This window comes from Ochrobactrum teleogrylli (genome assembly GCF_037482325.1).
Taxonomy (GTDB): Bacteria; Pseudomonadota; Alphaproteobacteria; order Rhizobiales; family Rhizobiaceae; genus Brucella; species Brucella teleogrylli.
Genome location: NZ_JBBHKQ010000001.1, coordinates 1,377,501 through 1,402,012 on the forward strand (window position 1 = coordinate 1,377,501; position 24,512 = coordinate 1,402,012).

A 24,512-nucleotide genomic window follows, 5' to 3' on the forward strand; every position below is an offset into this window, starting at 1 on the left:
AGAAGCTGGTCTTTCTGCTGATAACGTCAAGACTGATGTTTTGATGGATATTGGCAATGAGAGTGATCAAGTGTCTTAAGGGCATTTGGTGGATGCCTTGGCATGCACAGGCGATGAAGGACGTGATACGCTGCGATAAGCGTCGGGGAGGTGCGAATACCCTTTGATCCGACGATTTCCGAATGGGGCAACCCACCTTAGATAGCTAGAAAATTTGAATTGTTGGCGCTTTGGCAAGAACAGTTCAACTTTCTAGTTATCGTAATAAGGTATCTACACCTGAATACATAGGGTGTTAGAAGCGAACCTGGGGAACTGAAACATCTAAGTACCCAGAGGAAAGGACATCAAACGAGACTCCGCTAGTAGTGGCGAGCGAACGCGGACCAGGCCAGTGGCTTAATTGAGTAAAGTGGAACAACTTGGAAAAGTTGGCTAAAGTGGGTGATAGCCCCGTACACGCAACACGAAATTAAGTCCTTGAGTAGGGCGGGACACGTGAAATCCTGTCTGAACATGGGTCGACCACGATCCAAGCCTAAGTACTCGTGCATGACCGATAGCGAACCAGTACCGTGAGGGAAAGGTGAAAAGCACCCCGACGAGGGGAGTGAAATAGTACCTGAAACCGAATGCCTACAAACAGTTGGAGCCCAAGGTTCGTCCTGGGTGACAGCGTACCTTTTGTATAATGGGTCAGCGACTTAGTCTGACGAGCAAGCTTAAGCCGGTAGGTGTAGGCGCAGCGAAAGCGAGTCTGAACAGGGCGTTCAGTTCGTCGGATTAGACCCGAAACCAAGTGATCTAGCCATGAGCAGGTTGAAGGTACGGTAACACGTACTGGAGGACCGAACCCATATCTGTTGCAATAGATCGGGATGACTTGTGGCTAGGGGTGAAAGGCCAATCAAACTTGGAGATAGCTGGTTCTCCGCGAAATCTATTTAGGTAGAGCGTCCAGCGAATACCCCCGGGGGTAGAGCACTGAATGGGCTATGGGGACTCACCGTCTTACTGATCCTAATCAAACTCCGAATACCGGGGAGTACTACTGGGCAGACACACGGCGGGTGCTAACGTCCGTCGTGAAGAGGGCAACAACCCTGACCACCATCTAAGGTCCCTAAGTTATGGCTAAGTGGGAAAGGATGTGAGGATCCCAAAACAACCAGGATGTTGGCTTAGAAGCAGCCATCATTTAAAGAAAGCGTAACAGCTCACTGGTCTAAATAAGGGTCTTTGCGCCGAAAATGTACCGGGGCTAAAGCCATACACCGAAGCTGTGGATGCACGTATGTGCGTGGTAGCGGAGCGTTCCGTAAGCCTGTGAAGGGACAGTCGTGAGACATCCTGGAGGTATCGGAAGTGAGAATGCTGACATGAGTAACGATAAAGGGAGTGAGAGACTCCCTCGCCGAAAGTCCAAGGGTTCCTGCTTAAAGTTAATCTGAGCAGGGTTAGCCGGCCCCTAAGGCGAGGCCGAAAGGCGTAGTCGATGGGAACCACGTTAATATTCGTGGGCCTGCAGGTAGTGACGGATCGCGTGTGTTGTAAGGTCTTATTGGATTGATCTTGCAGCGAAGCGGTTCCAGGAAATAGCTCCTGCATATAGACCGTACCCTAAACCGACACTGGTGGACTGGTAGAGAATACCAAGGCGCTTGAGAGAACTGCGTTGAAGGAACTCGGCAAAATGCACGCGTAACTTCGGAAGAAGCGTGACCTCCATGAAGGCAACTTTGTGGGGGTGGCACAGACCAGGGGGTAGCGACTGTTTACCAAAAACACAGGGCTCTGCGAAGTCGCAAGACGACGTATAGGGTCTGACGCCTGCCCGGTGCTGGAAGGTTAAGAGGAGATGTGCAAGCATTGAATTGAAGCCCCAGTAAACGGCGGCCGTAACTATAACGGTCCTAAGGTAGCGAAATTCCTTGTCGGGTAAGTTCCGACCTGCACGAATGGCGTAACGACTTCCCCGCTGTCTCCAACGCAGACTCAGTGAAATTGAATTCCCCGTGAAGATGCGGGGTTCCTGCGGTTAGACGGAAAGACCCCGTGCACCTTTACTATAGCTTTACACTGGCATTCGTGTCGGCATGTGTAGGATAGGTGGTAGACTTTGAAGCAGTGGCGCCAGCCATTGTGGAGTCATCCTTGAAATACCACCCTTGCCTATATGGATGTCTAACTGCGGCCCGTTATCCGGGTCCAGGACCGTGTATGGTGGGTAGTTTGACTGGGGCGGTCGCCTCCTAAAGAGTAACGGAGGCGCGCGATGGTAGGCTCAGAACGGTCGGAAATCGTTCGTCGAGTGCAATGGCATAAGCCTGCCTGACTGCAAGACTGACAAGTCGAGCAGAGACGAAAGTCGGTCATAGTGATCCGGTGGTCCCGCGTGGAAGGGCCATCGCTCAACGGATAAAAGGTACGCCGGGGATAACAGGCTGATGACCCCCAAGAGTCCATATCGACGGGGTTGTTTGGCACCTCGATGTCGACTCATCGCATCCTGGGGCTGGAGCAGGTCCCAAGGGTATGGCTGTTCGCCATTTAAAGCGGTACGTGAGTTGGGTTCAGAACGTCGTGAGACAGTTCGGTCCCTATCTGCCGTGGGTGTAGGAATATTGATAGGATCTGTCCCTAGTACGAGAGGACCGGGATGGACGTATCTCTGGTGGACCTGTTGTCGTGCCAACGGCATAGCAGGGTAGCTATATACGGACGGGATAACCGCTGAAGGCATCTAAGCGGGAAACCCACCTAAAAACGAGTATTCCCTATCAGAGCCGTGGAAGACCACCACGTTGATAGGCCGGGTGTGGAAGTGCGGCAACGCATGCAGCTTACCGGTACTAATAGCTCGATCGACTTGATCACTCCCATTTACAATATCCATCAAGCTTCGCTTGACGAATACCAGCTTTAACTTCTGTCCTCACGCTGTCGCGGCTAAAGCCGCTTCGCTCCGGACAGGGCGCCGGACAACCGGCGGCACGCAGTCGCGTGCTTATTGTTTATCAGTGCAGAAAGAAAATAAGAGCAGAGGAAACAGTGAGCTAACATACTCCCTTACTGCCCTATTCCCCTACTCCCCTAATCCAGCTTCTCAATTTGTGTTCTTCGCCGACCTGGTGGTTATGGCGGAGCGGCTGCACCCGATCCCATTCCGAACTCGGCCGTGAAACGCTCCAGCGCCAATGGTACTTCATCTTAAGATGCGGGAGAGTAGGTCGCTGCCAGGTCTGCTAAGCACACAAATTAAAACATCTTCTCAAATCATACAAAACACTCCAAACATGCGATAATCGCTAAAAATACCCAACCGGTTCTAAAATAAAACACCCTGGCGCGGGGTGGAGCAGCCCGGTAGCTCGTCAGGCTCATAACCTGAAGGCCGCAGGTTCAAATCCTGCCCCCGCAACCATCTTTAATTGCGATCGGCCCATCTCTCCGGCGGGCTTTTTGTTTGTACCGAGAGTGTCAGGATACCAGCAAGATCGCCGCGAACGTCGATCTCGACCTTGCCGTCAACCGGCGTCAGGATGATGTCCTCAACGAGCGTGCGCAGGATATTGGCGGCTTCGTCCGCTGTTCATCGGAATCGTCCTGTAGCGTTTCGTAGAGCGGTTGGACACGCAGCCGATACTGGCGGGCCATTGCCGGATGCAGGAGCGAGGGCGGTTCTTCGGCGGTTGCCAGGAATGCGGTGAGCTCAGCTTTACGTGCCCGCAATTTGTCTCCGCGTTCCTTCACGTCTTCAATGGGCAAGGCATCCTTCAGATAAAGGTCTATCAGCTTTTGAACTTCGCGGTCGATCCGATCGATCTCTGCCACGGTTGCGTTGATGGTCGCGCGGCCTCCATCCGAAGTCGGTTCATCTCCTGCGTATAAGCGTCACAGAATTCGGCGAAAACTTCGGGATCGAGAATGCGATTGCGCAGGGCGTCCAGCACCCTTGACTCCAACTCATCGCGGCGAATGTTGACGCGGTTGTCGCAGGTGCCTTTGTTGCGGGCTGTCGAGCAACCGATCAGCGTGGCCGAAATTGCCGAATAACCTCCGCCGCAGCAGGCGCATTTAGTCAGGCCGGAGAAGAGATATCTGGGGCGACGACGATAATTGATCGTCGCGACATCGGCATAGCCGTCATCGTTCTGCTCGATCTTGTTCTTTTCTTGTCGCTCTTTGACCGCTTGCCAGAGTTCGTCATCGATGATGCGCAACTCCGGCACCTCCTGGATCACCCAATCGGATTCCGGGTTCGGTCTCGCCTGTCGCCTGCCTGTATCAGGGTCTTTGACGAAATGCTGGCGATTCCACGTGAGCTTTCCGATGTACATCTCGTTATTGAGGATGCCGGTTCCGCTCTTCGGATTGCCGTTGATGGTGCTGAATCCCCAAGTGCCCCCTGTGGGCGCCGGGATGCCTTCCTTGTTGAGTGCAAAAGTGATCGTCTTGGCCGACTTGCCGGCAGCATAGTCGCGGAATATCCGTTCGATCACCTTGGCCTGGGTTTCGTTGATAGCGCGATCGCCACGAACCGGGTCGCCATTGCCGTCGAGCTTCTTGACGACATCGTAGCCGTAGGAATTGCCGCCTCCGGATTTACCGGCCTCGATGCGACCGCGCTGGCCGCAACGGGTATTGTCGGCCAAATCCTTGAGCAACAGGGCATTCATCGTGCCCTTGAGCCCGATATGGAGATGGGACACCTCTCCTTCGGAGAGAGTGAAGATCTTCACATTCGAATAAGACATGCGCTTGAACAGGCCGGCAATGTCCTCCTGATCGCGCGAAAGCCGATCCATCGCTTCGGCCAGGATCAGATCGAAACGACCACGACTGGCGTCCGAGATCAGGGATTGAATACCAGGGCGTAGCAGCGAAGCGCCCGAGATCGCGTGGTCGCTATATTCCTCGACAATCTGCCAGCGCTGCTTTTCGGCTTGTAGCCGGCACATGCGAATCTGGTCGGCGATCGAGGCATCGCGCTGATTGTCGGAAGAATAGCGGGCGTAGATGGCAACTTTCAAATGAGGTCTCCCGTCATCAGGGCCGTTCGGGCCCCGTTTGCGGATCTGCGCTTCGAAGTCCTGACGCGCCATCTGTCTGCCGAGCAGACGGGCGAGTTGAATAAGACGAGGGTCCGGGTTTCCGCGCGGAGTGAAGGTCAGTTCCGGCGCGTCGGGAAGCATCGCTGCGAGCAGTTCTCGGCGCTCGCTTGGCGTAACCGTTTTTGTGGCTTTGCGTGCTTTCGGGGTCATGGCCCTTAGAATTCACGCCAAAGCTGAGATAAACAACTGAATTCAAAGCAGAATGATCGGCGTGAAACGGAGCGGATGCACGTACTGTAGCGGGCGTCGGCGTAGCATGGCGCGCGCTGGCGTCGTAAAATGACCTACGGAATTTGCGTGAAGCCTGCTTCTGAAGCATGTGACCTCCTCGGCTACCTTGGCGTCGTGTTCAGCAAAGCGCGATAAGTAGTGAACGACGCGGATGAATATCGTATTGCATTTAGCGATACAAGATATTATCTTGCTCGGAAAGGAGAAAACAATGGCCGCCACTGTCGAACGTAAGGAATACCCGATCTCGATGCGCCTGCCAGAGGCGGATGTCGCGATGATTGATCGCGCGGCCAGCCTGCGCGGCCGCTCTCGCACGGATTTCGTCCGGGACGCCGCCGTGCGCGCCGCGGAGGAAGTCGTCATGGAGCAGGGGCTTATCCGTATGAGTCCCGAAGGCTTTGCCGATTTCATGGAAATCCTGTCTCGTCCTCCCACCATCGTTCCGGAGATGATGGAGGTGCTCAGGCGGCCCGCCCCATGGGAGCCCGGTTACGAGCCGAAGCGCTGAGCCTTGGTTTTATCGGCTCCCGAGCCGCTCACCGCGGCGCATGACGTTTCAAAATTCTCCTGCGGAAAGCCGACGCTCGACCACTGGCTGAAGATCCGCGCTCTTACCAATCAGGAAAAGGGTTTCACGGCAGTCGTCGTCGTTCATGACGCGGGGCGCGTCGTCGGATACTACGGGCTGGCGCCCACAGGCGCTGTCCCTTCGATCCTGCCGCGTGCGATTCGCACCGGGCAGCCCCCCAATCCTGTTCCCTGCCTGCTTCTGGGGCAACTCGCCACGGATACGGAATGGGCCGGGCAGGGGATCGGCACAGGCTTGATGAAGCATGCTCTGCAGCGTTGCGTACAGGCTGCGCACCTGATCGGTGGGCGGGCGCTGATTGTCAACGCCGTCGATGAAGAGGCTGCCCGGTTCTGGCTGCGCCGGGGGTTCATCCCTTCAAAGGATGATCCATTGGTCTTGCTGCGGTCCATTGCTGATGTCGCCGCGATGCTGGCAGAAGACGGAATTCAGCGGGGAGACCCCGCAGCGCCCCCTTGAGAGTGAGCGTGCGGACGGGATTTGCCGTGACGGGTTGAGGGCTGGGAGAGAGGCTCCCGGCGCCTGTCGCGGAGAACCGCGATGTCCAGATATGACCGCAACATGCGCACCGGCTCGGACCGGGAAAACCTTTACGACGAAATCACCAACAAGATCATCGCCGGGCTGGAGGCCGGACGTATTCCCTGGGTCCAGCCGTGGGGCACGTCGGCAGCGAAAGCGCCGCTCGGCCTGCCGCAAAACGCCTCGACTGGACGGAGCTACTCAGGGATCAACGTTCTGATCCTCTGGGGCGCTGTTATCGAGCATGGTTTCCCCGGCCAGGGCTGGCTGACCTTTCGTCAGGCCCTTTCCCTTGGCGGCAATGAGGACTTCCCCTTCAAAAGTGGGGGGCTTCTGTTAGATAAAACTGACAGGAGACTTAGAATTGAAGCAGCGCGAATTTACAGAAGATTTCAAACGGGAAGCCGTTTGTATTTTGACGACGAGTGGTCTAAGCATTTCATCGGTTGCGGACGACCTTGGCATTGGCAAATCAACACTTGACCGCTGGCGTCGCAATTTTGCTGAGAAGGATCTGCTTTCTGGTCCGCATGAGGACATGAGCGAGGAACTTGCCCGGCTTCGTAAGGAAAATGAACTCCTGCGACAGGAACGTGACCTACTAAAAAAAGCGACGGCCTTCTTCGCTCGGGAGACAAGTCGATGAAGTTTGCGTTCATCGACACGGAGAAGGCTCATATGTCTCTGTCACGGTTGTGCGCTTTCGCAGGCGTCAGTATCAGCGGTTATTATGCATGGAAGCATCGTTTGCCCAGTCGTCGTCAGCTCGATGATATGATCATCCTGGCGCATATTCGTAATCAGTGTGATCTGTCACGTGAAACTTATGGCAGCCCTCGAATGCATGTCGAACTGAACGAAGAAGGTATTCGAGCAGGACGTTACCGCACGGCGCGACTGATGCGTGAAAACGGCCTTAAAGCCCGGCAGAAAACTCGCTTCAAACGCACGACCGACAGCAATCATGGTAAACCCGTTGCTCCCAATCTTCTGGATCAGGACTTCACTTGTGATGGGCCTGATCAGAAATGGGGTGTCGATATCAGTTACATATGGACGGCAGAAGGCTGGCTATATATCTGGCAATCGTTGTCGATCTTTATTCGCGTCGCATCATCGGCTGGGAAGCGCGCGATAGGATGAAGAAGTATCTGGCGATCAGTGCTTTGAAGCAAGCCATTGCAATCCGTCAACCAAAGCCGGGGCTGATCCAGCACTCGGACAAAGGAAGCCAGTATGCCAGTTATGAGTATCGCAAAATCCTCAAAGCTCACAAAATGCTTCCATCCATGAGCGGCAAAGGAAATTGCTATGACAATGCAATGGTGGAAACCGTCTTCAAAATGATCAAGTCGGAACTGATCTGGCGCACTGTGTTCTACACACGTGAGGATGCAATCAAAGCCATTGGCGAATACATTGACGGCTTCTATAATCCTGTGCGCAGACATTCTGCACTCGGGTATAAATCACCGATCCAGTTCGAGACGATAAATCGTAAATTAGTGACGGAACCTCTCCACTAAATAAGGGCAAGTCCACTGCGGGGCTTTTGGTGTTTTAGGGGCGAGTGGAAAGGAAGGGGAGGGCAGATTGCGACCAGGGAAGCGCGTTCTAAAAGTCGTGCAGCTTAACAGATCGTCGATACCTCAGCCATCAGCCAGTCGCGGAAGAGCTGTAATGCATGGTTTGAGGCAATGGTCTCATGGCTGCAAATGAACTTGTAAGATTCCTTGGGCTGGAAGTATTTCTCCGATACGATGCCGAGACTGCCGCGCTGCACGTCGCTTTCGAGAAGCGGTCGATGAGAAAAGCCAATGCCTTGTCCCGAACGTGCTGCCGCTAGGAGTGTGTGCTGGTCGTCGAAAAACAGATTTGAGTTTGCGGCTATATCACCAATGCCGTGGTGCGATATCCATCGCTTCCAGTCGCTCATGTCGCGGTAGTGTAGGCGCGGAATGTCGGGGTTTGTGAGAAGGTCTTCCGGGTTTGCCACGCCTTCGAGAAGAGAAGGGCTACAGACGGGAACGAGCTTTTCGGTCAACAGGTCGATGCTGTAGGCACCGGCAGGGGCGTTCAGGCAATATTTGATCTGCGCGTCTTCTCTGTCATGCGCAATGGAATCGATCTCGAGATTGTTCAGATGCAGCTGTATACCCGGGTTCTGTTTGAGGAATCCAGCAATGCGGCTGGCAATGACTTCCATAGAGAAGAAAGGCCCGGCGCGGACGCGGAGAATTTGCGCCCTGTTGTCCTGACCGATAAGGGCCGTCACAGCACCGATTTCGTCAAGGGCACGCCCACAAACTTCGGCCAGCAATGCGCCCTCTGCGGTAACGGTCACGCCACGAGGCCCGCGAATAAGCAACTGGCAGCCCAAGGCCTGTTCGAGAAGTTTGATCTGATGACTGACCGCGCCTTGGCTGACCGCAAGCTCTTCCGCCGCAGCGGTAAAGCTCTGGCAGTGCGCCACGGCTTCAAAAGCCCGCAACGCTTTCAAGCTTGGAAGTCTTCTCCGCCCGGTTCGTGAATTCATAGTCCCATTAAATTTTCTAATAACATTGAATAGTTCTTTTGCATTGATCGGCTGCGGGCACAAGCATAATCGTCAATCAATAAAAGCTGCCCAAGGGAGCATTCCCACCGGCTGATGATCTCAGGTGACGCTGATTGTCTGGGATCAGACATTGCCGGGCAAGGGCGAATAACAGGAGATCGGAACATGCATAAGCACGCCAAAATGGGAATTATTGCAGCGATTGTCGCCGTGTTCGGTGCTTTTCCAACCTATGCCGAAGAAATCCGCATGGGAGCCGAGGGCGCTTATGCGCCGTTCAATTACCTCGATCCCAATGGGAAGCTGCAGGGCTTCGATATCGACGTCGGCGATGCGATCTGCGAGAAACTGAAAGCGGATTGCGTGTGGAGCGCCAATGAATGGAGCGGGATTATTCCTGCTCTTCAGGCGAAGAAATTTGATGTGATGGCGTCGTCGATGGCTATCACGGAATCGCGCATGCAGCAGGTCAATTTTTCCAATCCCTACTACTACAATACCATGCGGTTTGTTGCGTTGAAGGAACTTGGCCTGAAGGACGTGACGCCGGAAAGCGCCAAGGGCAAGGTCATAGGCACCCAGACCGGCTCTATCGCGGTCGATGTTTTGCAGCGCTTTTTCCCTGATAATGAGGTGAAGCTCTATCCGACGCTGGAAGAAGCTTTCCTCGACATTGAAAACGGTCGCGTGGACCTCGTGCTTGAATCCAAGTTCGCGCTCAGCAACTGGATTTCTAAGGGAGCGAGCTGCTGCGAGTTCGTCGGTAACGAGTTCCTGCTCGACGGCACATTGGGTGCTGGCATGGCCTTCCGCAAGGATGATGAAGAACTGCGCGCGCGCGTCAACAAGGCGCTGGAGGAGATCATCCAGGACGGCACCTACGACAAGATCCGCGCCAAGTATTTCGACTTCGACATTCGGGAAAAGCCGAAATTCGCCAGCGAAATCTTCGCAAAATAGTTCGTTCCGAAAGGGCCCTGATCTGAAGCACCACATCAGATCAGGTGCCCGCCTTATGCCATGCGCAAGGTTGCCGCGGTTGGATCACGCATCAGCCGTTACATTCTCGACCAATCCAAACTGGTCTTCGCCGACATAAGAAAGGTCGATCCCGTGTCCTATCGCGTTGCGATCATCGAACTCATCAATGAAAGTAATACCTTCACGAAAAATCGCACGAGTATCGGCGATTTCCGTGCGTCCCACTATTTCAAGGGTGATGAGATTCCGGCCAATTTCCGCGGCACCGGCTCGGAGGTCGGCGGCGCGATAAAGGTCGCGGATGAAAAGGGATGGACACCTGTTTATATCACTGCCGCCCATGCGGAGCCGAATGGCGCGGTGCTGGAAAGCGCACGTCTGGAAATCACAGGCGAATGCCTGCGGCGGTTGAAGGAATGCGGACCGTTCAACGGTATCTTCGTCGCTCTGCATGGTGCCATGGTGACGGAAACGGATCAGGATGGCGACAGCCAGTTCCTGCGCGAAATCCGCTCGGTGGTTGGGTATGATGTACCGATTGCCATTACGCTCGATCTTCATGCGAATATTTTCGACGAACTGGCCGATCTGGCGCAGATCGCCGTTTCATTCCGAACCTATCCACATATCGATATGAATGAGGTTGGGGTTGAGGCCTGTTCGCTGCTGGATCGGGCGATGAAGGGCGAGATCGAACCTGCTCTCGCCATCGCCCGCCCGCCAATGCTGCTCGGTTGCGATGACGGTCGTACGACGGATAACGGCCCGATGTGCCGTCTGCTCGAAAGCGCGGACCGCGAAATGCAGCAGCCGGGCATTCTCAATGTAGCGATCAATGCCGGTTTTACCGATGCCGATGTTTGGGCGGCGGGACCAAGTGTCATCGTCACCTTCGATGCGAAAAGTGTTGAACGGCAGGCCGCTGTCGATCTTGCAGGCAAGATGTGTGATGAAATCTGGTCCTATAAGGATCAGTGGACGCAGCCGATGCCTCTTGATGCGTGCATCGCGCGATTGAAAGAGGCGCGCGGCGCCAAGGGCACGATTGTCGTTGCGGACTTCTCGGATAATCCCGGCTCGGGCGCTTATAGCGATTGCACCGCGCTGATTGCGGCGATGCTGGACGCCGGTGTGACCGATGCCGCCGCTGGCGCGCTGCTGGACCCCGAAGCGGTGGCCGAGATTGCAGCCAAGGCAGTGGGCGAGACCCTCACGGTGACGATTGGCGGCAAGTCTGATCCAACGGTCGGCGGTGGCCCGCTGACGGTGACGGGCCGTGTCATGGCGATCAGCGATGGCAGCTTCGTTTTCGAAGGGCCGATGTTTACGGGTCTGCCCGGAACGACCGGAAAATCCGTGTGCCTGCGCGTGGAGGGGATCGACATCATGATCGTTTCCGAACGGATGCAGATGCTCGATCAGAACATCTTCCGGATTGTCGGTATCGAGCCGAAGGAAAAGGCAATTGTTGCGGTCAAGTCGATGCAGCATTTCAAGGGGGCTTTCGGCCCGATTGCAGCGCAGATCATCGTGACCGATGCTGGTGGGTTGAGTTCGCCGGATCTTTCGAGACGCACTTATTCGCGCCTGCGGCGTCCGGTTTTCCCACTGGATACACTCTCCTGAGTACATCAGTGAAAGTCCCAACTGAATCTGTTGGACTTTTGCCAGCGAACAGGGAATTTAGAGCATGTCCAGCAAAAGTGCGTAGCGCCTACGCTGGGAAATCAGTCCACTGGACTGATTTCTAATCCCGCTTCGATGCGTAGGATAATGCGTAAAACAAATAGATAGAGCGGATCCACGATTCCGTTTTAATCGGAACCGCTCTAGAACCGTTTCGATCTGACGTAATCAATCATATCCACGGATGGAGTATCCGATGCAGACAGCGCCAATTTTCGCCGGATTAAAAATCGAGGCGGCTGAAATACGGGTTATCAGGTTGCCGCTGCTCGTGCCTTTCGTGATCTCCACCGGCACGATGACTGAAAAGGTGATACCGATCCTCACCCTGAAGGCGGAAGGTCTTGAAGGCTATGCCGAAGGCGTGATGGACCCCTTGCCGGATTATCTCGAAGAAACCATCTCCGGCTCGCTCTCATTCCTGCGCGATGTGCTGCTGCCGCAGATTGTTGGAAAGCGTTTCAACGGTCCGGCTGATCTTGCCGCCATTCTCGATCCGTGGCGCGGGCACAGGATGAGCAAGGCCATGGTCGAAATGGCCGTGTGGGACTTGTGGGCGAAAGCGCTGAACCTGCCATTGAGCGTTGCGCTTGGTGGCGTTCGCGATGCCATCGATGTTGGTGTCAGCCTTGGCATCGCCGATATTCCAACGACGATTGACCGCGTCGCGGCTTCGCTCGACGCCGGTTACAAGCGCGTGAAGCTCAAGATCAAGCGCGGCCATGATCTGGCGATGCTGCAAGCCGTGCGCGACCGCTTCCCGGACGCCAAGCTGACCGTTGACGCCAATACGGATTATCGCCTGTCGGACCTGCCGCTTTTGAAAGCCATGGACGCATTCGCGCTCGATTACATCGAGCAGCCGCTGGCGTTTGACGACATTACCGACCATGTGCATGTGCAGGAAAAACTGCTGACGGCCATTTGTCTCGATGAAAGCATTCGCTCTTCGGTCGATGCGCGCAAGGCGCTCGTCGCGCGTGCCTGCCGGGTCATCAACATCAAGGTCGGGCGCGTCGGTGGCCATAGCGCATCGCGGGCCATTCATGATGTCTGCGCGGCTTTCGATGTACCTGTATGGTGCGGCGGCATGCTGGAGGCAGGCATTGGACGTGCGCACAATATCCATCTTTCGACGCTGGCGAATTTCACCAAGCCGGGGGATACCTCGTCCGCCAGTCGCTATTTCCCGCGCGACATTGTCAATGAGCCGCTGGAAGCCGAAAACGGCCGCATGGCTGTGCCGAAAAACGGCCCGGGTATTGGTGTGACGCTCGACCGCGCCTTCCTCGATACGGTGACGAACCATCGCGAGGAATTCGCAGCATGAGCGAAATCGTCATCCGCGAACTCGCATCGCTGGCCGAGATGAAGGATTCGGAAACTGTGCAGCGGCTTGTCTGGGGCGACGACGATCCTGTCGATGCCTCCGATCTGTTGCTTGCTATCCAGCATGAAGGGGGGCTTGTCGCCGGTGCCTTCGATGGTGAGAAGATGCTGGGTTTCATCTTTGGTTTCCCGACTGCGACACCGGGCATCCAGCATTCGCATCGTCTGGCGGTTTTGCCGGAAGCGCGGGGCCTGAAGCTTGGTGCGCGCATGAAGTGGTTCCAGCGTGACTGGTGCCTTGCGCGCGGCGTGACCCATGTGCGCTGGACCTATGATCCCATCCGCGCGGTCAATGCCGGGTTGAATATTGCAAGCCTTGGCGCCACGTCCTCCACCTATCATATCGACTATTATGGTCCCATGGTCGGCATCAATGCGGGCCTTCCGTCGGATCGCATCGTGGCCGACTGGCACTTGGACGATCCGCGTGTCGAAGCACGTTCCAAAGGGCAGGCACCTGAATTTCCGGCCGATATTCGTCGCGTCGAATTTCCCGGCGATATCGACCAGCTGCTTGCGACAGATCCGGCGGCGGCCATGCAGGCGCGCCTGTCGCTTCGCGAGACGCTGCGCGCAGCCTTTGCCGAAGGGCAGCGCATTGTCGGCTTCGATCCCCAAATACCTGCCTATCTGCTGCGCTGAAGCCAGCCCGCGCGCCCTTTTAAAAGCCCGCATCCGAGCATTGGTTGCGGGCTGACTTTTTTCCGCGCGGCGCTACTTATTACATGGGGCGGACATCCCCCACGCTTGCGATGGTTTTTGAAAGGCAGAGCAAGCGCTCGCGTGTATGGTGAGTCCTCGACAGGATGCAGGCGGCGAAAGGAAAAGCGAATTGGCTCAGCATCGCGTAGTGATTGTCGGCGGCGGTTTTGCGGGTTTGCAGCTGGCGAAAGATCTGCAAAGTCCGGATACATCGATCACGATCATCGATCGCAGAAACCATCATCTTTTCCAGCCCTTGCTCTATCAGGTCGCGACGACTGTTCTTGCAACATCGGAAATCGCCTGGCCGATCCGCTCCGTCTTTCGCAATCGCGAAGAGGTTTCCACCCTGCTGGCTGAAGTGACGGGCGTGGACACGCAGGCGCGCAAGGTGCATCTCCGCGATGGGCACGCCGTTGATTATGACACGCTTGTGCTTGCGACCGGTGCGCGGCACGCTTATTTCGGACGCGACGAATGGGAGCCTTATGCACCGGGCCTGAAGGCGCTGGAAGATGCGACGACTATTCGCCGCCGTCTCCTGCTGGCTTTCGAACAGGCCGAGCTGGAGACCGATCCCGAAGTTCGCAAAGCGCTGCTGACATTCAGCATAATCGGCGCGGGGCCGACCGGCGTGGAACTGGCGGGGATCATTGCAGAACTGGCCCACCGCACCTTGGTCAAGGAATTCCGCAATATCGATACATCCACAGCCCGCATCATACTCATTGAAGCGGGGCCGCGCATTCTGCCGGTTTTCCCGCCGTCGCTCTCGGAATATGCGGAGAAGTCGCTGACGAAAATGGGCGTGGAGGTCAGAACCGGAACGCCCGTCACCGCCTGCGATGCCAGGGGCATTTCCATCGGTGACGAACAGGTCGCGAGCCGCACCGTCATCTGGGCGGCGGGCGTGCAGGCTTCGAAAGCGGCTGAATGGGTGGGCGCCGAACAGGATCGCGCCGGGCGCGCCGTGGTCGAGCCGGACCTGACAGTGAAGGGCCATCCCGAAATCTTTATCGTCGGGGATACGGCTCTGGTCAAAACCGCTGATGGAAAGCCAGTGCCGGGCATTGCGCCTGCCGCCAAGCAGCAGGGCAAATATGTGGCGAAGGTGATCAAGGCGCGGTTTGCCAATCATGCCGCGCCCGGTCCCTTCCGTTACAAGCATCTTGGCAACCTTGCCACCATCGGTCCAAGTGCAGCCGTCATCGATTTCGGGTCGCTGCGGCTCAAAGGCTGGATTGCATGGTGGATATGGGGCCTCGCCCATATCTATTTTCTCATTGGCACGCGCAGCCGTCTGGCGGTGGCGCTCAGCTGGCTTTGGGTGTTCATTTCCGGGCAGCATTCGGCGCGTCTGATTACGCAAAAAGAGACGCTGAAAAATGAAGTGTAGGCGTGTCGCCCACGGCATGTTTACGCCAACGCGATAGTGAATTTCGTTTCGCTGGACACATGGTTGTGTGCGCCATTCTTAGAGCGCGGTTCGATCTGATTGAATCAGATCGAACCGCGCTCTAATTTTTCTGTTATAACGCGCATCTTCTCCGAAAACCGTTTCACGCTTTTCGGGATGCGCTCTTAACGAGGAGATATGAGAATGCACTTGATGATGGGAATGCTGCTGGCGGGTGTCAGTATTTTGGGTGGGGCGAACCTGGCGCAAGCCGAGGAAAGCGTGGAAGTTCTCCATTACTGGACCTCGGGCGGTGAGGCGGCAGCGCTTAATCTCTTGAAGGAAAATCTTCAGAAACAGGGTATCGGCTGGGTCGATATGCCGGTCGCCGGCGGTGCGGGCGAGGCTGCCATGACGACCTTGCGCGCCCGTGTGACGGCGGGCAATGCGCCTGCCGCCGTGCAGATGCAGGGTTTCGACATTCTGGATTGGGCGGAGCAGGGCGTGCTCGGCAATCTGGATGAAGTCGCCGACAAGGAAGGCTGGGACAAGGTCATCCCGCCTGCAATCCAGCGCTTCTCGAAATATGACGGCCACTGGATCGCCGCGCCGGTCAATGTGCATTCTACCAACTGGGCGTGGTACAACAAGGCCGCGCTCGACAAGGCAGGCGGAAAAGTGCCGCAGAACTGGGACGAGCTTGTCGCGCTGCTCGACAAGTTCAAGGAACAGGGGATCACGCCGATTGCCCATGGCGGCCAGCCCTGGCAGGAAGCGCTTATCTTCACAAGTGTCGTGATGTCGTTCGGGCCGGATTTCTACAAGAAGGCGCTGATCGATCTCGATCCGGAAGCGCTGAAGAGCGATACCATGAAGCAGGTCTTCGAGCGGATGTCGAAGCTGCGCACCTATGTGGACGACAACTTCTCCGGACGTGACTGGAATCTTGCCTCGTCCATGGTCATCGACGACAAGGCGGGCGTGCAGTTCATGGGCGACTGGGCCAAGGGCGAGTTCACCAAGGCCGGAAAAAAGCCGGGCGCGGATTTCGTTTGCGGTCGTTTTCCGGGAACGGAAGGTTCCGTGGCTTTCAATGCCGATCAGTTCGCTGTCTTCGAAGTGGGTGAGGACAAGCGCAAGGCGCAACTTGCACTCGCAGCCGCTGTGGAAGACGTCAATTTCCAGTCGGCCTTCAATGTGGTGAAGGGCTCGGCACCGGCGCGCACGGATGTGCCGACCACGGCATTTGACGAATGCGGACAAAAGGCGATCAAGGATCTGGCCGCCGCCGACAAGAGCGGATCGCTGCTTGGTTCCTTCTCGCAGTCGCATGCACAGCCAACCGCGATCAAGAATGCGATGTTCGATGTCATCACCCGTCAGTTCAATGGCCAGCTGACGGCTGATCAGGCGGTTGAAGAGCTCAGCTCCGCCATCGACATGGCGAAATAAATAAAAAAGCCTCCACCGAAACCTTCGGGGGAGGCTTTTTCGTTAGAGCGGTTCCAGTTAAATTGGAATCGCTGGAGCTGCTCTATCCATTTGTTTTCACTCATTGTCCTACGCAAAACCGCTTCGCACTTTTGCTGGAAATGCTCTAGATCGGCTTTTATGCCAGATCGAAACGGTCGGCGTTCATCACCTTGGTCCAGGCGGCAACGAAGTCCTTCACGAACTTCTCCTTGCTGTCGTCCTGAGCATAGACTTCGGCATAGGCGCGAAGGATCGAATTCGAACCGAAAACGAGATCGACACGCGTTGCGGTGAACTTCGGCGTGCCGGTCTTGCGGTCGCGGATTTCATACAGGCCTTCGCCGGTCGGAACCCACGTGTAGCGCATGTCGGTGAGCGTGGCGAAGAAATCCGTCGTCAACGCGCCGACCTTGTCGGTGAAGACGCCATGCGCCGTGCCGCCATGGTTGGTGCCGATGGCGCGCATGCCGCCGACAAGGACCGTCATTTCAGGGGCGGTGAGGCCCATGAGCTGGGCACGGTCGAGGAGCAGTTCCTCGGCGCTGACCACATAGTCCTGCTTCTGCCAGTTGCGGAAACCGTCTGCCAGCGGCTCGAGCGGAGCGAAGCTTTCGGCATCGGTTTGCTCGGCGGTTGCATCGCCACGTCCCGGTGCGAAAGGCACTTCAATGTCGAAACCGGCGGCCTTGGCTGCCTGTTCCACACCGTAATTGCCAGCCAGCACGATGACATCGGCCAGACTTGCGCCAGACGCCGCTGCAATCGGTTCCAGAACCGAGAGAACACGGGCCAGACGTTCCGGCTCGTTGCCTGCCCAATCCTTCTGCGGAGCCAGACGGATACGCGCGCCGTTTGCGCCGCCACGGAAATCCGAACCGCGATAGGTGCGGGCGCTGTCCCAGGCGGTGGAAACCAGATCGGACACGGAAAGGCCGGAAACGGCGATCTTGGCCTTGAGGTCCTTCACGTCGTAATCCGTGCGACCAGCCGGAACCGGGTCCTGCCAGATCAGGTCTTCCGTCGGCGCGTCAGGCCCGATGTAACGGGTCTTCGGGCCCATGTCGCGATGGGTCAGCTTGAACCATGCGCGGGCAAAGGTATCCGAGAACGCGTCGAAGTCGTTCATGAAACGCTCGGAAATCGCGCGATAGATCGGGTCTACTTTGAGCGCCATATCCGCATCGGTCATCATCGGGTTCAGGCGGATTGACGGGTCTTCCACGTCAACCGGCTTGTCCTGCTCGGCAATCGAAATGGGCTCCCATTGCGATGCGCCAGCCGGGCTCTTGACCAGATGCCATTCATGCTTGAACAGCATTTCGAAGAAACCGTTGTCCCACTTGGTCGGTTCCGTGGTCCATGCGCCTTCGAGGCCCGAAACCACGGTATCACGACCGATGCCGCGACCCTTGGTATTCATCCAGCCCAGCCCCTGATATTCAGGGCCGGCATCTTCCGGATCGGGACTGAGGTTAGCCGGATCGCCATTGCCATGGGTCTTGCCGATCGTATGGCCGCCAGCTGTCAGCGCCACGGTTTCCTCGTCGTCCATACCCATGCGGGCAAAGGTTTCGCGCATCTGCGCTGCCGTTGCCAACGGATCGGACTTACCGTTCACGCCTTCCGGGTTGACATAAATCAGGCCCATCTGGACCGCCGCCAGCGGGTTGTCCAGCGTGCTCGGCTTGGTCACGTCACCGTAACGGCCATCGCTTGGCGCCAGCCATTCCTTTTCATTGCCCCAATAGGTGTCTTTTTCGGGCGCCCAGATATCTTCACGGCCAAAGGCGAAACCAAAGGTCTTAAGACCGGCGACATCATAGGCAATCGTACCGGCAAGCGCGATCAGGTCGGCCCAGGAGAGCCGGTTGCCGTACTTCTTCTTGATCGGCCACAGCAGGCGGCGACCCTTATCGGTGTTGACGTTATCCGGCCAGGAATTGAGCGGCGCAAAACGCTGGTTACCGGTGCTGGCGCCACCGCGACCATCGGAGGTGCGGTAGGAACCGGCGGCGTGCCAGGTCACGCGAGCCATCATGCCGACATAGCTGCCCCAGTCGGCAGGCCACCACTCCTGACTATCGGTCATGAGCGCGCGCAGATCGGCCTTGAGGGCTTCCACGTCGAGCTTTTTCAGCTCTTCTTTATAGTTGAAGTCCTTGCCCAGCGGATTGGTCTTGCTGTCGTGCTGGTGCAGAATGTCGAGGTTCAGCGCATTGGGCCACCATTCCATGACAGAACTGCCAAGCGCGGTATTGCCGCCATGCATGACCGGACATTTTCCGGCCGATTTCGTCTTAACGTCCATGATTGCTCTCCGATGGCTTTCCCAAAGATGGCTTTCGCTAAATTGAACGAGCGGCTGACACTGGCATGCCAAAGCGTCCGCTTTATGAATGCGGACACTCCGGGCCACAGTCAGTTTTGGTACGGTAATCAATGCTTCCGATAAATTCCAATTGTATATTCTAAAGGCTGCGATATGCTCAGCTTATGATTGGCCTCTCCATGAAACACCTTCGCTATTTCGACTCGCTGGCGCGATTGAGCCATTTCGGGCGCGCGGCAGCGGCCTGCTCCATCTCTCAACCCGCCTTATCCTTGCAGATCAAGGAACTGGAAGACCTGATCGGCGCGCCTCTGGTGGAGCGTGGTGGCAGACAAATCCGCCTGACCGGGCTCGGTGAGGAATTCGCGGAGAGGGTGCGCGGCATTCTGCGTTCGGTCGACGAACTGGAAGAGCTGGCGCGGGCAGCGCATGGCCCGTTCACGGGGCGCCTGCGTCTCGGCGTGATCCCGACGGTTGCGCCCTATCTTCTGCCGGAAGTGATCAAGACGCTCACCCAGCGTTATCCGGGGCTGGAACCACGTCCGCGTGAGGCCATCACCCAGAAACTGATCGAAGACCTTTTGGAAGCCAGACTGGACGCGGCGATTGTCGCCTTGCCGATTTCCGAGCCTGCCTTGCAGGAAGTGCCTCTCTTTGAAGAGGAATTCGTGCTGATGCGCCCGCTGGAAGATGCGGGCAAGCCGGTTCCAAGCGCCGAAAAACTGCATGAAATGCGGCTTCTCCTGCTGGAAGAAGGGCATTGTTTTCGCGATCAGGCGCTATCCTTCTGCAATATTGCGAATGCGCCGCCGCGTGAATTGATGGAAGGCAGTTCACTGTCCACGCTTGTGCAGATGGTGGGCGCTGGCATCGGCATTACGCTTGTGCCGGAGATGGCGGTCTATACGGAAACACTCGCCGCGAATGTCTGCATGTTCCGCCTTGCAGAACCGCGCCCGTCGCGAACCATCGGTCTGGTCTGGCGCAAAAGTAACCCGCTGTCGTCGCAACTCTCGCAGATCGCCGAGATCGTTCGGGAAGTGGGGTTGCGCAATCAGGACCGGATGCAGGCTTTGTTGAGCCAATAAACACCCGTCTGCGTCGGATCGGGCCTATTCTCCCACAATTTCGCCGACAACTTTGCCCGCTACAGACGTGCAGCGAAGATAGACCCGGTTCACGGCAACGCCGGGCAGGGGCTTTTCAAGAGCGTCGCGGGCGTGAAAGCCGTTTGCGTTATTCATTATAAGCAACCTGCGGCTTTCCTGCGGGATGGAATAGCGAAATTTGTTTTCTGATATGGCATTCACCATGTCGGTGACGACGTCATGGGATTGGGTGCGTTCCTCGCCCACCTTCCCGTCAAACTGGCCGCTCATATAAGTTGTAATCGAGCCGTTCTGGTCACGGCTGAAAATGGTTGCCTTGACGCGATGTTCTATGACCATCACGTCATTTTGCCCGTCTTCATAGACAGTCGGATTGAGCTTGAAATAATACGCATCCGATAAGCCTATTCTGTCCACAAGCGCTGCCAGACCATCGAGTTTGCAGGTCGGGACCCAATGAAAGTAGCCGCGTTCTTCGAAATTAATGGCAATGTTATAGACGGATATGTAGTCGGGAACGGCCACCTCTGTGCCGGTAAGTGCACTGTCGGAATGAAACTCCAATCGGTTCGTTGGCGTTAGATCCTGTAATCCGGCGCGTTCAAGTCTTTCGAGACTGTCTGCGGAAGTGGTGAAGACGGAAAACGGCGTCTGGTTTCTTCCGTCGGTTAACGTCGGCATAAGCGCCTGGGTGAGTGAAACGGCCAGCAGCGCACCCGCAATGGCATCCAATGTCGCATCGTCAAGGATGGACGGTATATCGACCGCGACGATCCCGATTTCCGGGCAATCCAACTGATACTGCAAATCTTTGAGCAAGTTTGCGAAGACATGAGCGGCCTGGTCGGCCAGATCCGCCGCGAGTTCCTTGTCACGCAAATCCGCGAGCGAAATCATGATGCCGCTCTTGGTGAGATAGTGCTCACAAAAGTCGCTTGCGGCCTGGTGAGGCAGCGAAAAGATAACCGGAGTTTCAAAGTGTTTCGTCATGAGAGTTATCTTTCCAGCGGGAAAATTAGGGAGTGAACTACCCCCTAATCTCCATCCAGAAGTTAGTAACGGGCGTTCTTAGCAGAGATAATATTATTTCTTCTTATTGTTGCAGTCATAAACATAAAGAAAATCAATAAAGCTGAGTGTTGAAGAGAGTCCCTTCAATACATCTTCAAATGCAATTGATTGCTTGCTTACGGTGTTGTTTGGATTATGCATTGAACTTCTCCCAATTTTTAAAATGTGCCTTTTATGAAGGTAGCTTATTATTGAAGTAATTTATTATTTCGCGAAATAGCAAAGGAGCGCTGGCAATTTTATATCAGAGATTGCTTTTTATAGTGTTGATTCTTGCGGGCGAGTTTTTGGTTCGGCGAAAGGATTCTGCCATACTGCGTCGGTTCCGCCGACAAAGGCCAATATGGCCGTCCACTGTAGAGTCCGCCTTGGTTTGTCTTGTTTGACGGCATCATCGTTGATTTTATTGGTCTTTTTAGCGTACCTTCAAAAAGGTATGGTCATTTCGTTGCGTTTGATTTGTCCGTTTTAAAGGGAAGATACAAAAAAAGCCCGCTTAGCGGGCTTCGTAAGGTTTCGGAATTGATTTTCTCATCGTCCCAAAGCGAAGGCTCCTCGCTTTTCAAGATCGGACAAATTGTAATAACTAGCCACGAATTTATTATCGTCGAAAAGTGGCGAGACGCCGAGATCTGCTAATCGCTTCTTCATCCCAACTCGGTTCACGCCGACCTTCTGACAGAAATCTACAAGAGAAATGAACTTGGATTTGAATTCTTGAAGCGAGTCCTCGTTAATCAATCGAGCCATTTTTGATGACCGCTTGTAATCCTTCTCCTTGATGTAACCTCGCCTGAGAAGCTGCGATAGCGTGACATCCGATGTACCGAGTAAGTCGAGAGCCTGCTCGAAAGTTACGAAATTTTCTTGCATGTCAGATAGGCTCTGGAGTCGAACACGTTGAACTTCGAGCTTACTCACGCGTAGCCTCGTAAGCAGGCCGCCTGGGCCAGTAATGACACGAGCATCTACAGAACCCTTGATAATCAGTTGGAGAATGTTTTCAAAAGCCATCGTAAAAGCGTGGGCGAGTTCCATTAGCGAACCCCACTCGCCTTCGTCATGTTCGACCGATTCCGCGTTTGCGAGCAACGCGGATTGAAAGCTGTCCAATTCCGCTTGAGGAATACGCAAATATCCCCTTTCGTTCTCTCGTTCTTCAACCTGGCCTACAAACCCGACTTTCACCAGTGTTCGGAACTGTTCTTCATCCACGCCGAGAATTGCTGCGGCAGCCGTAGATGTAAGGGTTTCGAGAGCGGCTTCTAAAATAGGACGAGCCTTCTCAGCATCAAAATAGATCGCCGAGTCATGCAGATTGACGCGGTCGGTTAGTCCATGCGACGCAAGCAGGGTCTTGATGCGCTTTTTATGAATGCCGAAGTCTGTGTGCGCAGAGTTCACGCAATAGACATAGCGGTGCTCGACGCGATTGATAAAGGTCAAGCCTGGACCAAATGGCATGTTCTTTTCGGCAATGTCCTGGAACAACGACACAAGAGGCTGGTATGCTGGCTTCAGTTTATTGCGGCGAAGCCAATCGATAAGCGGACCAAAGAATTGCTCGACGAAACGCACCATCGGCCTTTTCTGCTCGATGGTTTCAATAATAATGCGCTCCAGTTCTGCCTGCCCTTTGCAGAGTAGCCTAAATCCCCATTCACGCTGGTCCGTCGCCTCGTCCTGAAAGTCAGTCAGCTTATGAATCGCAATGAATGTACCCAAGTACCCTGAAAGCTCAGCAACGATATGGACATCCAATGTGTCGACCAGATCGTCGCCTTCGGCGCGTTTGAAAATGCGGTCACGCAGAAACCGATCCATGAAGGGTGCTGAGCTTTGCTGATCAGTGCACGCCTGATTGCGGAGTGTCTGGACATTTTGCTTGACGAACGTGGCAAAGTCGTCGCGCTGGTCAAAAGAGGTTACGAGGTGCTCGACCAACTTACGCCCATGCTCTGGACAACCTTCGATACCGCGACAACTCCACCACGAGCGTGCATAGGGCTTGGCGATGGAGCGACCTGGTTGCCGATCAATGTCGTCAAGAACGCAATGCGGACAGTATCGGAGCATCTTTCCCGGACGCATCTCTTTATTGAAAATAGCGTGGCCAAGCTTCCAGTTGGAACCTGGATGCTGATGGACGATGCTTGCGTTCGATAGGCGTTCAATGGAAATCCCTGAAAGCTCCGAGATTTCCGCAAGCGCGTCATGATCTCCACGAACAATAGCTTCTCGGCTCGTGTGTGTGAAACCGAGCAATGATTGCAAGGAATCATAGCTATTCGCGCGCGCCAGACGCGACACGAGGCTGATCGGACTTTCGTCTTCATGGAAGGGCAGGGTAACCGGCAATGTCATTTCTTGGTCCTTCCTTTTTTCTTGGGTTCGGTGGATGCAGACAGATCGGCGAGCACATGTTCAGGCGAGATTTCTGACCAACGTGCGGCTGAGAAGATATTGTGTTCGGGCAGGCAACCGCTCGATTCTTGATAGACGAATGCGAACGCACGATTTTCGAGCGCCGTCCTGTCGTTTTTAACGGTCAGGATGCAAGCGGCACGGATAGTTTCAACAATCTTGCCTAGCCCGCCTTGAGCCGAGTGACACAGTCGTCCCACAAAGTCGGCTTCTCGCAGTTCATCCGCGATCTTCAGGCCACACATCTGTTCGGCAATTTTGGTCATGGCATCGTTGATGAATTGCTGATCATCAGTAGGGCTCTGCTCAACATAGCGGATGACCTTGCTACGGTTCGCGAGCTGGAGATCATTTGTCAGCAATTTGGCAAGATCCGGCACACCCGAAAAGATCGTATGCAAAGGCCAGTCAGGAATCTGCATAAGGCTCTTCAGCCCGTCCTGGACTTCGGTAATCACCTTCTGACTATCGTGACGAATGAGGTGTTGAGCCTCATCGACGTGCAGATAGAGAATACCTCTCGCTTTCAACTGAGTTTTTACAGCCGAAAACAGCTGGGTCTCAGTCTGCTTGGAGTTTGCTGGAAGCCCCATCGCTGACAACAGCGTGATCGCAAACCCCTTCATGGTTGATGAGCTTGATGCCTCGATACTGAGAAAAGGCGTGATGGTTTCGCCAAACTCATTTTCTCGCGGCTGAAACTCTTCGATGCGACCACAGTGGTGTTTCAATGAATGGGATTTGCCGCTCCCGGATTCACCAATTACAAATAATGCAGTCTGCCGAGAACCGCCGCCACCGTTCAGGTGATCATCAACGTTATCAACCATTCCTTGCAGCATATTGCGCAATTTTCTGTCGCGCGGACTTTCAAGATATGTGCCGTAGATATGTCTTTTGAGTTCTTTCAATTCGTCAGTGTTCATTGGTCCCGCC

16 protein-coding genes, 1 tRNA gene, 2 rRNA genes and 2 pseudogenes are annotated in these 24,512 nt (G+C 55.3%); 14 read left to right on the forward strand and 7 right to left on the reverse strand.

Annotated elements, in window-relative coordinates:
• The first annotated feature begins 64 nt into the window (after positions 1-64).
• The 3 genes from WIX40_RS06350 (at position 65) to WIX40_RS06360 (ending at position 3,424) form a co-directional block, all read left to right on the forward strand.
• Positions 65-2,877, forward strand: a 23S ribosomal RNA gene (locus WIX40_RS06350).
• A gap of 250 nt (positions 2,878-3,127) precedes the next feature.
• Positions 3,128-3,242, forward strand: a 5S ribosomal RNA gene (gene rrf / locus WIX40_RS06355).
• 105 nt (positions 3,243-3,347) lie between these two features.
• A tRNA-Met gene (locus tag WIX40_RS06360) sits at positions 3,348-3,424 on the forward strand.
• Positions 3,425-3,537: 113 nt separating this feature from the next.
• Here WIX40_RS06360 and WIX40_RS06365 read toward each other — a convergent pair.
• Together WIX40_RS06365 and WIX40_RS06370 are read right to left on the reverse strand one after the other, a co-directional pair.
• The gene (locus tag WIX40_RS06365) at positions 3,538-3,834 is read right to left on the reverse strand and encodes a hypothetical protein (protein ID WP_339439273.1); all 297 of its coding nucleotides are present in this window, start codon (positions 3,832-3,834) and stop codon (positions 3,538-3,540) included.
• The gene (locus WIX40_RS06370) at positions 3,792-5,195 is read right to left on the reverse strand and encodes a recombinase family protein (protein WP_339439274.1); all 1,404 of its coding nucleotides are present in this window, start codon (positions 5,193-5,195) and stop codon (positions 3,792-3,794) included. Before WIX40_RS06370 ends, WIX40_RS06365 begins: the two co-directional genes overlap by 43 nt.
• Positions 5,196-5,556: 361 nt before the next feature.
• Between WIX40_RS06370 and WIX40_RS06375 the strand changes: the two genes are divergently transcribed.
• The 4 genes and pseudogenes from WIX40_RS06375 to WIX40_RS06390 all read left to right on the forward strand — a co-directional run bounded on the left by WIX40_RS06375 (position 5,557) and on the right by WIX40_RS06390 (position 7,985).
• Positions 5,557-5,856: a type II toxin-antitoxin system TacA family antitoxin gene (locus WIX40_RS06375; protein ID WP_339439276.1), complete on the forward strand. Its 300-nt coding sequence runs from the start codon at positions 5,557-5,559 to the stop codon at positions 5,854-5,856.
• A 3-nt stretch (positions 5,857-5,859) separates the two neighbouring features.
• Entirely contained in the window at positions 5,860-6,396 is a 537-nt protein-coding gene (locus WIX40_RS06380) for a GNAT family N-acetyltransferase (protein ID WP_339439278.1), read from the forward strand.
• Positions 6,397-6,477: 81 nt separating this feature from the next.
• Positions 6,478-6,762: pseudogene (locus tag WIX40_RS06385) on the forward strand (ArdC-like ssDNA-binding domain-containing protein); the annotation flags it as partial.
• A gap of 61 nt (positions 6,763-6,823) precedes the next feature.
• Positions 6,824-7,985 (forward strand): annotated as a pseudogene (locus WIX40_RS06390) (IS3 family transposase).
• A gap of 104 nt (positions 7,986-8,089) precedes the next feature.
• Here WIX40_RS06390 and WIX40_RS06395 read toward each other — a convergent pair.
• Positions 8,090-9,058 (reverse strand): LysR family transcriptional regulator, encoded by a 969-nt coding sequence (locus tag WIX40_RS06395; protein WP_339439280.1) that lies wholly within the window; start codon positions 9,056-9,058, stop codon positions 8,090-8,092.
• A gap of 123 nt (positions 9,059-9,181) precedes the next feature.
• Here WIX40_RS06395 and WIX40_RS06400 point away from each other — a divergent pair, with 123 nt between their 5' ends.
• The 6 genes from WIX40_RS06400 to WIX40_RS06425 all read left to right on the forward strand — a co-directional run bounded on the left by WIX40_RS06400 (position 9,182) and on the right by WIX40_RS06425 (position 16,622).
• Positions 9,182-9,976 (forward strand): ABC transporter substrate-binding protein, encoded by a 795-nt coding sequence (locus WIX40_RS06400; protein WP_235942816.1) that lies wholly within the window; start codon positions 9,182-9,184, stop codon positions 9,974-9,976.
• Between the two features lie 60 nt (positions 9,977-10,036).
• The gene (locus WIX40_RS06405) at positions 10,037-11,623 is read left to right on the forward strand and encodes a M81 family metallopeptidase (RefSeq protein ID WP_339439282.1); all 1,587 of its coding nucleotides are present in this window, start codon (positions 10,037-10,039) and stop codon (positions 11,621-11,623) included.
• A 256-nt stretch (positions 11,624-11,879) separates the two neighbouring features.
• The gene (gene menC / locus WIX40_RS06410; protein ID WP_140023990.1) at positions 11,880-13,013 is read left to right on the forward strand and encodes an o-succinylbenzoate synthase; all 1,134 of its coding nucleotides are present in this window, start codon (positions 11,880-11,882) and stop codon (positions 13,011-13,013) included.
• Positions 13,010-13,714 carry a GNAT family N-acetyltransferase gene (locus WIX40_RS06415; protein ID WP_339439287.1) on the forward strand — a complete coding sequence of 235 codons (705 nt, stop codon included), beginning with the start codon at positions 13,010-13,012 and terminating at the stop codon, positions 13,712-13,714. The genes menC and WIX40_RS06415 overlap by 4 nt, the downstream gene beginning before the upstream one ends.
• A gap of 190 nt (positions 13,715-13,904) precedes the next feature.
• Positions 13,905-15,170, forward strand: coding sequence for an NAD(P)/FAD-dependent oxidoreductase (locus WIX40_RS06420; RefSeq protein ID WP_339439289.1), 1,266 nt, complete (start codon positions 13,905-13,907; stop codon positions 15,168-15,170).
• Positions 15,171-15,374: 204 nt separating this feature from the next.
• The gene (locus tag WIX40_RS06425) at positions 15,375-16,622 is read left to right on the forward strand and encodes an ABC transporter substrate-binding protein (RefSeq protein WP_339439291.1); all 1,248 of its coding nucleotides are present in this window, start codon (positions 15,375-15,377) and stop codon (positions 16,620-16,622) included.
• Positions 16,623-16,779: 157 nt separating this feature from the next.
• Here WIX40_RS06425 and katG read toward each other — a convergent pair whose 3' ends face one another.
• On the reverse strand, positions 16,780-18,951 hold the full coding sequence (gene katG / locus WIX40_RS06430; protein ID WP_171317654.1) for a catalase/peroxidase HPI: 2,172 nt from the start codon (positions 18,949-18,951) through the stop codon (positions 16,780-16,782).
• Between the two features lie 185 nt (positions 18,952-19,136).
• Between katG and WIX40_RS06435 the strand changes: the two genes are divergently transcribed.
• Entirely contained in the window at positions 19,137-20,060 is a 924-nt protein-coding gene (locus WIX40_RS06435) for a hydrogen peroxide-inducible genes activator (RefSeq protein WP_109366999.1), read from the forward strand.
• A 24-nt stretch (positions 20,061-20,084) separates the two neighbouring features.
• Here WIX40_RS06435 and WIX40_RS06440 read toward each other — a convergent pair whose 3' ends face one another.
• From WIX40_RS06440 to WIX40_RS06450, 3 genes are all read right to left on the reverse strand, one after another.
• Positions 20,085-21,071, reverse strand: a complete 987-nt coding sequence (locus WIX40_RS06440; protein ID WP_339439296.1) for a hypothetical protein — start codon at positions 21,069-21,071, stop codon at positions 20,085-20,087.
• 612 nt (positions 21,072-21,683) lie between these two features.
• Positions 21,684-23,516 (reverse strand): TniQ family protein, encoded by a 1,833-nt coding sequence (locus WIX40_RS06445; protein WP_339439298.1) that lies wholly within the window; start codon positions 23,514-23,516, stop codon positions 21,684-21,686.
• Positions 23,513-24,502 (reverse strand): ATP-binding protein, encoded by a 990-nt coding sequence (locus WIX40_RS06450; RefSeq protein WP_339439300.1) that lies wholly within the window; start codon positions 24,500-24,502, stop codon positions 23,513-23,515. Before WIX40_RS06450 ends, WIX40_RS06445 begins: the two co-directional genes overlap by 4 nt.
• Positions 24,503-24,512 lie beyond the last annotated feature (10 nt).